The organism is Bacillus sp. Xin1, from assembly GCF_013314535.1.
GTDB lineage: Bacteria > Bacillota > Bacilli > Bacillales > Bacillaceae_G > Bacillus_A.
In genome coordinates, this window is sequence record NZ_JABUAE010000001.1 from 536335 (window position 1) to 548964 (window position 12630).

A 12630-nucleotide genomic window follows, 5' to 3' on the forward strand; every position below is an offset into this window, starting at 1 on the left:
TACTTTTTTATGTCACTGTGATTTGCGCATTTTGCGTTTTGTTATAAATCCATATCCGACTGTAACAAATGTACCAATAATGCAAATAATAATACCAATGGGACTATTTTCAGCAATCATAATGCCTATGCCAATTAAGAAAATAACACCGATGATAGCGGTTAATAAAAAGCGATATTGAATGTGTTCCATTTCTTCACCCTCCAATTTCATTTTACTTTCACAAAAGTAAGAATACAACTATATTTTCATTCTTGATTTTATTTTGATTGCCATTGTATCCCCTTCGCTCTTATAATAGAGAAGGATTAAAAAGACACTAGGAGTTGGACATGTTGAAAAAACGACAAGATTTACGTAATATAGCAATTATTGCCCACGTTGACCATGGTAAAACAACACTTGTTGACCAATTATTACGTCAAGCGGGGACGTTCCGTGCAAATGAGCATGTAGAAGAGCGTGCAATGGATTCGAACGATTTAGAAAGAGAACGCGGTATTACTATTTTAGCAAAAAATACAGCGATTCATTATGAAGATAAACGAATTAACATTTTAGATACACCAGGACACGCTGACTTCGGTGGTGAAGTAGAGCGTATCATGAAAATGGTTGATGGTGTTTTACTTGTTGTTGATGCATATGAAGGTTGTATGCCACAAACACGATTTGTTTTAAAGAAAGCTCTTGAGCAAAACTTAACTCCAATCGTTGTAGTAAACAAAATTGACCGTGACTTTGCTCGCCCGGATGAAGTAGTTGATGAAGTAATCGACTTATTCATTGAGCTTGGTGCAAACGAAGATCAGTTAGAGTTCCCAGTTGTATTCGCATCAGCAATGAACGGAACAGCAAGCTTAGATTCAAACCCAGCAAATCAAGAAGAGAATATGAAATCATTGTTTGACACAATTATTGAACATATTCCGGCACCAATTGATAATAGCGAAGAGCCACTTCAATTCCAAGTAGCACTTCTTGATTATAACGACTACGTTGGTCGTATTGGAGTTGGGCGTGTATTCCGCGGTACAATGAAAGTCGGACAACAAGTTGCATTAATGAAAGTTGACGGAAGTGTAAAACAATTCCGTGTAACGAAATTGTTTGGTTACATGGGCTTAAAACGTCAAGAAATTGAAGAAGCAAAAGCTGGAGATCTAGTAGCTGTTTCAGGTATGGAAGACATTAACGTTGGTGAAACAGTATGTCCAGTTGAACAACAAGAGGCTTTACCATTATTACGTATCGATGAGCCAACATTACAAATGACGTTCCTTGTAAATAACAGCCCATTTGCAGGTCGTGAAGGTAAATACATTACATCTCGTAAAATTGAAGAGCGTCTTCGTTCACAATTAGAAACAGATGTGAGTTTACGTGTAGATAATACAGAATCTCCTGATGCATGGATTGTATCTGGACGTGGAGAGTTACATTTATCTATCTTAATTGAAAACATGCGTCGTGAAGGATATGAATTACAGGTATCTAAACCAGAAGTAATCATTAAAGAGGTTGACGGCGTAAGATGTGAGCCGGTAGAACGTGTACAAATTGATGTACCAGAAGAATATACTGGTTCTATTATGGAATCAATGGGTGCACGTAAAGGTGAAATGTTAGATATGGTCAATAATGGAAACGGCCAAGTTCGTCTTACATTTATGGTGCCAGCACGTGGATTAATTGGTTACACAACAGAATTCCTAACATTGACTCGTGGTTATGGTATTTTAAACCATACATTCGATTGCTACCAACCAGTACATGCTGGACAAGTTGGTGGACGTCGCCAAGGTGTTCTTGTTTCACTTGAAACAGGAAAAGCATCACAATATGGTATTATGCAAGTTGAAGATCGCGGTGTAATCTTCGTTGAACCAGGTACAGAAGTATATGCTGGTATGATTGTTGGGGAACATACACGTGAGAATGATTTAACAGTTAACGTTGTAAAAATGAAACAACAAACTAACATTCGTTCTGCAACAAAAGACCAGACATCAACAATGAAAAAACCACGTATTATGACTTTAGAAGAGTCATTAGAATACTTAAATGAAGATGAATACTGTGAAGTAACACCAGAATCGATTCGTCTTCGTAAAAAGATTCTTGATAAGAGCGAACGCGAAAGAGCTGCTAAGAAAAAGAAATCTGTAGAAGCATAAAAAATGAAGAAGCTGCCTTTTTATGAAAAGGCAGCTTTTTTTATTTAAATATTTTTAGAAAATTTCTTCATTTATCTAGACAGTATTTTTTCTGCAAGGTACTCTTATAGTAGGTAGCATAGAGTCTGAAAATGGAGATAAGGCATTACTAGTTAGTGAAAAGTGTTTATAGGGATTTTATTAGATAGGGGGGAAGTGTAATGATAGAGAGAATGTCATTTTTCGCAAAGTTATACAATGTAGAAACGAATCCAGAAATAGGTATGTGGCTACTTTATGGTACGATGATTATTTTGAGTATGCTTGTATATAATTTAGGTTTTGCAAGGAAATTATCGTTATTACAAAATGTTGTGATCTATGTGGTATTAGCGATTGGGTGTACGGTTCTAACTTTTTTTGCGGTATTTTTACCAGTGGGAGAAGGTCTTGTTGTGGCGGCAGCTGTGCTTGGCATTTATAGATTGCGCTTACATCAAGCGCGGAAACAGAGAGTGAATTAGGGAGGAGATGTTTCATGCGCTCTGTACAAGATACATTATATAATTGGTTAACGATTAAAACAGTTGCGGAAGCACGTCCGCATGATGAAGCTGCACAAGAAACTTATATACTGTTCCATAGTACGTTACATGAAGATCATCAATTAAGAGAGGTAACGGTAGAAAAGAAAGAAGATATGTATTTGGTTACGTATGAACAAGAAGGGGAAAAGCATTCTACAAGATTTCCAGTAGAGCTTATAGATTGTTTCTTAGATCAAATGAAACGAGAGCCGGAGAAATATAAATAAGTCCTCATCTGAATGATTGAGGACTTATTTGGCAGTTTACCACTCATCTTCTATTGTTTTATCACGATATAAGTGGAATTTTCCGGTTGCATGGCGTTCCATTGTACGTTCTGCAATACGTTCTGTGCATTCCATGCACATATATGTATGAATAGGACGGTTACGAAGCCTTTTGGCCATAGGATTTTCGTCATCTAACTCTTCTTTTTTATCACAAAGCATGCATTTGACTCTCATTTCGTCACCTCAATACAAATTCTATCGATATAAGTATATCATGTAAAATTGATATTTTTGAACTATAGGGGGAAAAAATAATATTTTCGCAATTCAAAAAATAAGTTATTATTAGGATAAAGAAAAATTTGGAGGTGGAAATATGGCAAATGTAGTAGAACCTGCATTGACAGATTCTTTAATTCAATCTTTACGGGAAGGGCATATCATTACAATTGCAACGATTGATTTTGAAAAGACTATTCCAAATGTAAGTGCTATTTCATGGGTATATGCAATGAATAAGACAAGCATACGATTTGCAGTTGATCAACGCTCTCGCATTGTGGAAAATTTACGCCATCAGCCAGGGCTTGTACTTACTGTCATGGCAAATGAATCTGTATTTTCCATTAGCGGTGAAGCAAAGATTTTAAAGGAGAGATTGGAAGGTATTCCGCTTAAGTTAACTGTAGTAGAAGTATCTGTTCAAGAAGTGCGTGATGTTATGTTTTATGGAGCAAAGCTTACTTCGGAACCAACATATGAAAAAACATATGATCTTCGTGCTGCTGAAAAACTTGATAATCAAGTTTTGACAGCAATGAAAGAATTATAGAAATGGATGAACGCGAGGAGTTTCATCCTTTTTTATTCTTTCAGCCAAAGTAAATAGCTGAACTTTGTTACATGTTAGAATATAAATTTTGCAGAAAGAATACGATACCTAGTAATAAATATGAAAAAATGAAGAAGAAAAGTTTTAATTTCTATGAATTTCGATTCTACCTCGTTAATACATTACATATAATTATAACAATGGTTCGTCCATATCACGATCATGGATGAAACCCTTGTTCTACAAATTTAAAAGTGGAGTCAGGGGGTAACAGGTTGGATAAAATTTATGTGTTAGATACGAATGTACTTTTGCAGGATCCTTTATCTATTTTTTCTTTTGAAACAAATGAGGTAGTGATTCCAGCAGTTGTATTAGAAGAGGTTGATTCGAAAAAACGCTACATGGATGAAGTTGGACGAAATGCCCGTTATGTATCTAAGTTGATAGATAAATTTCGCGAATTAGGAAAATTGCATGAGAGTATACCTCTTGAAAATGGAGGGACATTTCGTATTGAATTAAACCATCGCTCATTTGTTCAACTGCAAGATATTTTTGTTGAAAAAACAAACGATAATCGCATTTTAGCTGTGGCGAAAAATTTATTTTTGGAAGAGCAAGAGAAAGAGAATGGAAAGTCTGTCATTTTAGTCAGTAAGGATGTGCTTGTAAGAGTAAAGGCGGATGCTCTTGGTTTACAAGCTGAAGATTATTTAAGTGATCGTGTAATTGAAGTGGACAATATATATTCAGGTTTTTTAGAAGGCTACATATCAAAAGAAAAATTAAATCATTTTTATGAAAAAGGAGAGCTTCCTTTATCAGAAATTGCAAATCATCCATTTTATCCGAATCAGTTTATTGTGATGAAAGATGCGCTCGGTGGTTCTAGCTCTGCACTTGGAATTGTTGATTTTTCAGGAAAAAAAGTGAAGAAACTGGTTTTTCATAATGAGCAAGTTTGGGGAATACGTCCGCGGAATGTGCAGCAAACTATGGGATTGGAATTATTGCTTCGTGAAGATATTCCGCTTGTAACATTAACGGGTAAAGCAGGAACTGGAAAAACTTTACTTGCGCTAGCAGCTGGCCTTATGCAAACAGAGGATTTAGGATTGTACAAAAAACTCCTCGTTGCCCGGCCGATTGTTCCGGTTGGAAAAGATATCGGTTATTTACCAGGGGAAAAAGAGGAAAAATTAAGACCATGGATGCAGCCGATTTTCGATAATCTAGAGTATTTATTTAATACAAAAAAACCAGGTGAATTAGATGCGATTTTAGCGGGAATGGGTTCAATTGAAGTAGAGGCGCTTACTTATATAAGAGGGCGAAGTATTCCAGATCAATTTATTATTATTGATGAAGCGCAAAATTTAACAAAACATGAAGTAAAGACAATATTAACAAGGGTTGGAGAAAAGAGTAAAATTGTCTTAATGGGAGATCCGCAACAAATTGATCATCCTTACTTAGATGAATATAATAATGGTTTAACGTATGTTGTAGAGAAATTTAAAGAACAAAAAATTAGTGGACATGTAAAGTTTGTAAAAGGAGAACGTTCAAATTTAGCGCAGCTAGCAGCAGATTTATTATAAAAAGGAGTGGGACTTTGTCCCACTCCTTTTTATATAATTGTAAACTTACGGATGTCTCGAATTGGATTGTTTATATTAGAGCCATTACCAAAATAAAGGTGGACAGGTCCGTCTTCTCGTAATGGTTTTCCGTCTTTTGAAAATCCAAGAATAATTTCGTTTGCTTCTTCTAATGAAAGACTGATGATATCATGCAGTGTATGAATTTCAACATGTGTCGCTTCAGCTTTAATTTCAGCGTTTTTTAAAAAGGGATGAAGTGGTATACCAAACGTTCCTGTAATGAGCTGTTCTTTTTTGAATTTTTTTACACTCTTTTGAATAGGTGGGAAAGCGGCACCATCACGGATTTCACGATCCCAATGTTCAGAAGTATGCTTGAGATAGTCTTCTAATTCAGATTTTTCTTCTCTAGTTTCGGTGAAGTAAGTTGTTAAATCTACTTTTCGATCATCAAAAATCCAAACGCTTGGATCAAGTGTGATTGGAAAACGGACTTTCCCGTTTATAAATAAAATTTCACTCATTGTTGTTCCCCCATTTGTAATATGCTCCCACTTTTCAGTATAATAGCATTAGACACGATTGTCACAAAAAATGTTTCTATTGCAATTTATGAAAACTATCGCTAATATTAATAGATAGGATAGGAGAGTAGGACGGAAACGGAGGGAATCAATTTGGCGTCTGAGACAGTAGCAAATCATCAGGAAAAGGCACTTGCCCTTCTACAAGCGGATGCGGAGAAGATTTTAAGACTTATTAAGGTGCAAATGGACCACCTTACAATGCCGCAATGTCCATTATATGAAGAAGTGCTCGATACACAAATGTTTGGATTATCCCGTGAAGTTGACTTTGCGGTTCGTCTTGGTCTTATTGCAGAAGAGCAAGGGAAAGATATGCTAGGAGAGCTCGAACGGGAATTATCGGCACTTCATGAAGCGTTTACAAACAAGCAATCTTAACGGGTTCAAATAAGGGGGCTCAAACTGACTAAGTTTGAGCTTTTTATTTGTATAATAAAGCAGGAAGAATTCTAATACATATGGAATACAACAATTAAACGAAAACAGAAAGAGGATATTGAATGAAAAAAGTATGGAAGTCGATGGATTATTCATTATTGCTTCCACTTGTTATTTTATGTGTACTGGGAGTTATAATGGTATACAGTGCTAGCTCTATTGTAGCGATTACAAGGTTTGAAAAAGCGGCTAATTACTTTTTTAATAAGCAATTAATAGCATTAAGTATAGGTACAGTATTGGGGTTAGGGATAATCGCTGTGATTCCATACCAGTTTTGGAGAAAAAGAATTGTTTTATTACTCATGATGCTAGGAAGTATTGGTTTGCTATCGTTAGCGTTATTACTAGGAAAAGAAACTAATGGTGCGCAAGCTTGGGTATTTGGTATACAGCCAGCTGAATTTGTTAAACTAGCTATCATTATCATACTCGCGCGTTTCTTTGCAAGAAGGCAAGAAACGGATACCTCAGTATGGAAAGGATCGGCAGGTACAATTCTGTTTATAGGGTTAATCATATTTTTAATCCTAAAACAAAATGATTTGGGGACAGTTCTGTTAATCATTGGTATTGTCGGAATTATGTTCCTTTGCTCTGGTATTCCGATTAACAAGTGGATAAAGCGTATTTTATTAAGTACAATTGTATGGATTCCGCTTTTGTATTTAGTTGGTAACTTTGCATTGAAGCCTTATCAAAAAGCACGTTTTTCAGTGTTTTTAAATCCGTTTGAAGATCCACAAGGTGATGGGTTCCAATTGGTAAATTCTTTTATTGGTATTGCTTCGGGTGAATTAAACGGAAGAGGTCTTGGGAATAGTATACAAAAATTTGGATATCTACCGGAGCCTCATACAGATTTTATTATGGCAATTATATCGGAAGAGCTTGGTTTTATTGGAGTAGCGATTGTTTTGATTAGCTTATTGCTTATTATTATTCGTTCACTTCGAATTGCTCAAAAGTGTAAAGATCCATTTGGAAGTTTAATTGCTATAGGTATTGCTAGTATGCTTGGCGTGCAGACGTTTGTTAATATTGCTGGTATGTCTGGGCTAATGCCTCTTACTGGCGTGCCTTTGCCATTTGTCAGTTATGGAGGCAGTTCTTTAATGGCGAACCTATTTGCAATGGGGATATTATTGAATGTGGGTAGTTATGTGAAGCGACAAGAGAAACAAAAAGAAAAACAACAAATAGTGAAAAAAGAACCAGGTGAACCACATCTTGTTGTTGTGAAATAAAAAGGCTTTGTGTTTGATGCACAAAGCCTTTTTATTATGGTCTTTTAAATAAGTTATACTTTCCGGGATTAAAACATCAATAGAGTGTCATATTTATTTTAATGTGTTATACAATAAATCTATCAGAAAAAGAAGAGTTGTGCTATACTATTTTTGTGAAACAAATTGATCAGAAAACTTATCATTTGTTGAAAAATAAGGTATGATGTATAAAAATAAAGTGAAGCTTTCCGATTATAGTTTAGAAAAGAAAGTGAAGAACTTCACGCTCTTTAGAGCGTGTACCTATTTAATCTCTAGAGTGGTAGGAAAGTAGAGGGGGAAAATCATGACAAAGCTGCAACGTATTCAAAAAGTATTAGTAGCTAACCGTGGAGAAATTGCAATTCGTGTATTCAGAGCTTGTTCAGAACTTGGATTAAACACAGTTGCAATTTACTCAAAAGAGGATAGCGGTTCTTACCATCGCTATAAAGCAGATGAATCTTATTTAGTGGGAGAAGGAAAAAAGCCAATCGATGCCTATCTTGATATTGAAGGTATTATTGAGATTGCGAAAAGCAATCATGTGGATGCAATTCACCCAGGATATGGTTTCTTGTCAGAAAATATTCAATTTGCTAGACGCTGTGAAGAAGAAGGGATTATCTTTATCGGACCAAAAAGTAAACATTTAGATATGTTTGGAGATAAAGTAAAAGCAAGAACGCAAGCGCAATTAGCTAATATTCCAGTTATTCCTGGTAGCGATGGACCTGTTAATTCACTAGAAGAAGTTGAAGAATTTGCTAAAAATTATGATTACCCGATAATTATTAAAGCATCACTTGGTGGTGGTGGCCGTGGTATGCGTATCGTACGTAACGGTAATGAATTAAAAGAATCTTATGATCGTGCAAAATCAGAAGCGAAAGCAGCTTTTGGTAACGATGAAGTGTATGTTGAAAAATTCGTTGAAAAACCTAAACATATAGAAGTCCAAATATTAGCTGATGAAGAAGGAAATGTTGTACATTTATACGAACGTGACTGTTCTGTACAACGTCGTCATCAAAAAGTAGTTGAAATTGCACCAAGTGTATCGCTCCCAGATGAACTTCGTCATCGTATTTGTGAAGCGGCAGTAAAGCTAACAAAAAACGTAAACTATTTAAATGCTGGTACAGTTGAATTCCTTGTAAAAGGTAATGAGTTTTATTTCATTGAAGTAAATCCACGTGTTCAAGTAGAACATACCATTACAGAAATGATTACAGGAATTGATATTGTACAGTCTCAAATTTTAATTGCTGATGGACACTCTTTACATAGTTCAACAGTGAGTGTACCAAAACAAGAAGACGTCGTTGTGCATGGATATGCAATCCAATCTCGTGTAACAACAGAAGATCCACTGAATAATTTTATGCCTGATACAGGAAAGATTATGGCATATCGTTCTGGTGGTGGTTTTGGTGTTCGTCTTGACACAGGTAACAGCTTCCAAGGAGCCGTTATTACGCCGTATTATGATTCATTACTTGTTAAAGTAACAACTTGGGCACTTACATTTGAACAAGCAGCGGCGAAAATGGAGCGTAACTTAAAAGAGTTCCGTATTCGTGGTATTAAAACAAATATTCCATTCTTAGAGAATGTTGTAAAACATAAAAATTTCTTATCAGGAGAGTATGATACATCGTTTATCGATGCTTCACCTGAACTGTTCGTCTTTCCAAAGCGTAAAGACCGTGGAACAAAGATGTTAAGTTACGTAGGTACAGTAACAGTAAATGGTTTCCCTGGTGTAGGAAAGAAAGAAAAACCGATTTTCCCGGATGCACGTATACCAAATGTGAAACATTCTGAACCAGTTCAAAATGGAACGAAACAAATTTTGGATGAACGTGGTGCAGATGGGTTAGTAAAATGGGTACAAGATCAAAAACGTGTACTATTAACGGATACTACATTCCGTGATGCACATCAATCATTACTTGCAACACGTATTCGTACAAAAGATTTAAACACAATCGCTGAGCCGACAGCTAGACTGTTACCAAACTTATTTTCAGCGGAAATGTGGGGCGGTGCAACATTCGATGTTGCGTATCGTTTCTTAAAAGAAGATCCATGGGAACGCTTATTAGAACTTCGTGAAAGAATGCCAAATGTTTTATTCCAGATGCTTCTGCGTTCATCGAACGCAGTTGGTTATAAAAACTACCCAGATAATTTAATTCAAAAATTTGTAGAATGTTCAGCGCAAGCTGGTATCGATGTATTCCGTATTTTTGATAGCTTGAACTGGGTGGAAGGTATGAGAGTTGCTATTGATGCTGTAAGAGACAGTGGTAAAATTGCAGAAGCAACAATGTGTTATACAGGGGATATCCATGATCCAATGCGTAGTAAATATGACTTGAATTATTATAAAAACTTAGCAAAAGAATTAGAAGCATCAGGAGCGCATATTCTAGGTATTAAAGATATGGCGGGACTATTAAAACCTAATGCAGCTTATGATTTAGTTTCTGCTTTAAAAGAAACGGTATCGATTCCGATTCACCTTCACACGCATGATACAAGTGGAAATGGTGTTTTAACGTATACAAAAGCTATTGAAGCGGGTGTTGATATTGTCGATGTAGCTGTAAGCTCAATGGCTGGTCTGACATCGCAACCAAGTGCAAATACGTTATATTATGCGCTAGGTGGAAATGAAAGACAACCAGATGTGAATGTGGATTCATTAGAAAAACTTTCACATTACTGGGAAGATGTTCGTAAATATTACACATCATTTGAAAGTGGTATGAATGCACCTCATACAGAAGTATATATGCATGAAATGCCAGGTGGTCAATATAGTAACTTGCAACAACAAGCGAAAGCAGTTGGTTTAGGAGATCGATTTGATGAAGTGAAAGTGATGTATCGCCGTGTAAATGATATGTTTGGGGATATTGTAAAAGTAACACCTTCATCAAAAGTTGTTGGCGATATGGCATTATTCATGGTACAGAATCATCTTACAGAACAAGATATTTTTGAACGTGGCCATTCGCTAGATTTCCCAGGTTCTGTTGTAGAAATGTTCTCTGGAGATCTTGGACAGCCTTACGGCGGTTTCCCGAAAGAATTACAAAAAATCATTTTAAAAGGGAAAGAGCCATTAACAGTAAGACCAGGAGAATTATTAGAACCAGTTGATTTTGACGCTTTAAAAGAAGAGTTATTCCATAAGCTTGGACGTGAAGTAACGATTTTTGATGTTGTTGCATATGCACTATATCCAAAAGTATTTATGGATTATCAAAAGGTAACTGGACTTTATGGAAATGTATCTGTACTTGATACACCAACATTCTTCTATGGAATGAGACTGGGTGAAGAAATTGGTGTGGAAATTGAACGTGGTAAAACATTAATTGTTAAGTTAGTGTCAATTGGTGAACCGCAACCAGATGGAACGCGTGTACTTTACTTTGAATTTAATGGGCAACCACGTGAAATTGTTGTGAAAGATGAAAATATTAAAGCAACAGTTGCGCAACGTGTGAAAGGGAACCGTGAGAATCCCAATCATATTAGTGCAACAATGCCAGGGACAGTCATTAAAGTCGTTGTAAACGAAGGCGATGAAGTGAAAAAAGGTGATTCCATGACAATTACAGAAGCGATGAAAATGGAAACAACGGTTCAGGCGCCATTCAATGGGAAAGTAAAGAAAGTACATGTAAAAGATGGCGATGCGATTCAAACAGGAGATTTACTGATTGAATTAGAGCAATAATCATAAAGAAAAGAGCTACTTAAAAGTAGCTCTTTTCTTTATATAAAAATAATAAATCATCATAATGGTAAGTTATTAAAAGGATTGGTTATTTTGCGTTGTAGTGGATTGTTGGGTCTTTTTTTCATTTGCTGTGCTTCGTGTACCTAACATAACTAAATAGCATAGTACAGCAAAGAGGCAAGATATAAAGAGCGAATGTAACAAAGCCATTGATAAACTTGCATTTGTATAAACGACTAAAATACCAACAATTGCTTGAAGTGTAACAAGAATAAACGAAATAATCCATCCCCAATATATCACTCGTTGCTGTTTGTAGTGGCGAATAGCAAGAATCATCGCGTATAGGATCCAAGCGAATATTAATATTGCAGCAGCCCTATGTCCCATTTGCACCCATTCATGCAACTGAGTAGGCCAGGGTCTACTTTTACTACAAAGTGGGAAGTCTGGACAAGCTAAACTAGCACGCTCATGACGTACTAAAGCTCCTGTATAGACAACAATATAGCTGTAAATTGTTACACCATAAATATGAAATTTCATTTTTTTGTCCATAATGAGGGACCGTGCATCGAATTTTTTGTCAATCTCAAAAATAAGACATGCTAGTAAAATAACAGAAGCAAATGAAATTAAGGAGATACCAAAATGAATAGCAAGTACAGCAGGTACTTGTCCCCATACAACTGCGGCTGCTCCCATTAATGCCTGCGCAACTAGAAATACAAAGGATAAAATAGCAAGCGTTTTTGTTTCACGTACATGCTTATAATATTTCCATGATAGTATACAAAGAAGTGTAACGAGAATTCCAGCAGATCCTGATGTTAAACGGTGACTTAGTTCAATAATCGTTTCCATTGATAAATTTGAAGGGACGAGTTCACCATTACAAAGTGGCCATGATTTACCGCAACCTTGTCCTGAACCTGTTTTTGTAACTAAAGCCCCTCCTAATAAAACAAATAATAGGTCGAGACTTGTAATGACTGCTAACCATTTAATAAAACGTTGCAATCTTTTCACCATCTTTCTGTTATGAAGTTATTGCGAAATATTTTCATTCCATCAATTTTATAGAACAAAACGTGCTACAGTCCTATGATATATAAAAAATAATAAAATAGCAAAGGAATGGGAGGATTGATAAAGTGCTTGCAAAAAA

At 35.9% G+C, this 12630-nt stretch carries 12 protein-coding genes; 8 read left to right on the plus strand and 4 right to left on the minus strand.

The annotated features are described in order from the left end of the window. Positions 1 to 12 precede the first annotated feature (12 nt). Positions 13 to 192 (minus strand): DUF5325 family protein, encoded by a 180-nt coding sequence (locus HRG09_RS02920; protein WP_000400124.1) that lies wholly within the window; start codon positions 190 to 192, stop codon positions 13 to 15. 140 nt (positions 193 to 332) lie between these two features. Between HRG09_RS02920 and typA the strand changes: the two genes are divergently transcribed. The 3 genes from typA (at position 333) to HRG09_RS02935 (ending at position 2970) form a co-directional block, all read left to right on the plus strand. Next, on the plus strand, positions 333 to 2177 hold the full coding sequence (gene typA, locus HRG09_RS02925; protein ID WP_174099256.1) for a translational GTPase TypA: 1845 nt from the start codon (positions 333 to 335) through the stop codon (positions 2175 to 2177). Between the two features lie 200 nt (positions 2178 to 2377). Beyond that, on the plus strand, positions 2378 to 2680 hold the full coding sequence (locus HRG09_RS02930; RefSeq protein WP_174099257.1) for a YlaH-like family protein: 303 nt from the start codon (positions 2378 to 2380) through the stop codon (positions 2678 to 2680). Positions 2681 to 2694: 14 nt separating this feature from the next. Continuing rightward, entirely contained in the window at positions 2695 to 2970 is a 276-nt protein-coding gene (locus HRG09_RS02935; RefSeq protein WP_174099258.1) for a hypothetical protein, read from the plus strand. Between the two features lie 36 nt (positions 2971 to 3006). Here HRG09_RS02935 and HRG09_RS02940 read toward each other — a convergent pair whose 3' ends face one another. Then, entirely contained in the window at positions 3007 to 3207 is a 201-nt protein-coding gene (locus HRG09_RS02940) for a YlaI family protein (RefSeq protein ID WP_026049164.1), read from the minus strand. A gap of 142 nt (positions 3208 to 3349) precedes the next feature. On the opposite strand from HRG09_RS02940, the gene HRG09_RS02945 reads away from it, so the two are divergent. After that, a complete protein-coding gene (locus HRG09_RS02945) occupies positions 3350 to 3805 on the plus strand; it encodes a pyridoxamine 5'-phosphate oxidase family protein (RefSeq protein WP_174099259.1) in 456 nt (151 codons plus the stop codon). A 275-nt stretch (positions 3806 to 4080) separates the two neighbouring features. Next, complete coding sequence (locus HRG09_RS02950; RefSeq protein ID WP_174099260.1) at positions 4081 to 5409, plus strand: PhoH family protein; 1329 nt, start codon at positions 4081 to 4083, stop codon at positions 5407 to 5409. A 29-nt stretch (positions 5410 to 5438) separates the two neighbouring features. Here HRG09_RS02950 and HRG09_RS02955 read toward each other — a convergent pair whose 3' ends face one another. Next, positions 5439 to 5936 (minus strand): molybdopterin-binding protein, encoded by a 498-nt coding sequence (locus HRG09_RS02955; protein ID WP_174099261.1) that lies wholly within the window; start codon positions 5934 to 5936, stop codon positions 5439 to 5441. A gap of 153 nt (positions 5937 to 6089) precedes the next feature. Here HRG09_RS02955 and HRG09_RS02960 point away from each other — a divergent pair, with 153 nt between their 5' ends. The 3 genes from HRG09_RS02960 to pyc all read left to right on the plus strand — a co-directional run bounded on the left by HRG09_RS02960 (position 6090) and on the right by pyc (position 11459). Continuing rightward, positions 6090 to 6377, plus strand: a complete 288-nt coding sequence (locus HRG09_RS02960) for an Fpa/YlaN family protein (RefSeq protein ID WP_174099262.1) — start codon at positions 6090 to 6092, stop codon at positions 6375 to 6377. A gap of 122 nt (positions 6378 to 6499) precedes the next feature. Next, the gene (locus tag HRG09_RS02965) at positions 6500 to 7684 is read left to right on the plus strand and encodes an FtsW/RodA/SpoVE family cell cycle protein (protein ID WP_174099263.1); all 1185 of its coding nucleotides are present in this window, start codon (positions 6500 to 6502) and stop codon (positions 7682 to 7684) included. 328 nt (positions 7685 to 8012) lie between these two features. Beyond that, a complete protein-coding gene (gene pyc / locus HRG09_RS02970) occupies positions 8013 to 11459 on the plus strand; it encodes a pyruvate carboxylase (protein WP_174099264.1) in 3447 nt (1148 codons plus the stop codon). Positions 11460 to 11534: 75 nt separating this feature from the next. Here pyc and HRG09_RS02975 read toward each other — a convergent pair whose 3' ends face one another. Then, positions 11535 to 12482: a COX15/CtaA family protein gene (locus HRG09_RS02975; protein ID WP_174099265.1), complete on the minus strand. Its 948-nt coding sequence runs from the start codon at positions 12480 to 12482 to the stop codon at positions 11535 to 11537. Between the last annotated feature and the right edge of the window lie 148 nt (positions 12483 to 12630).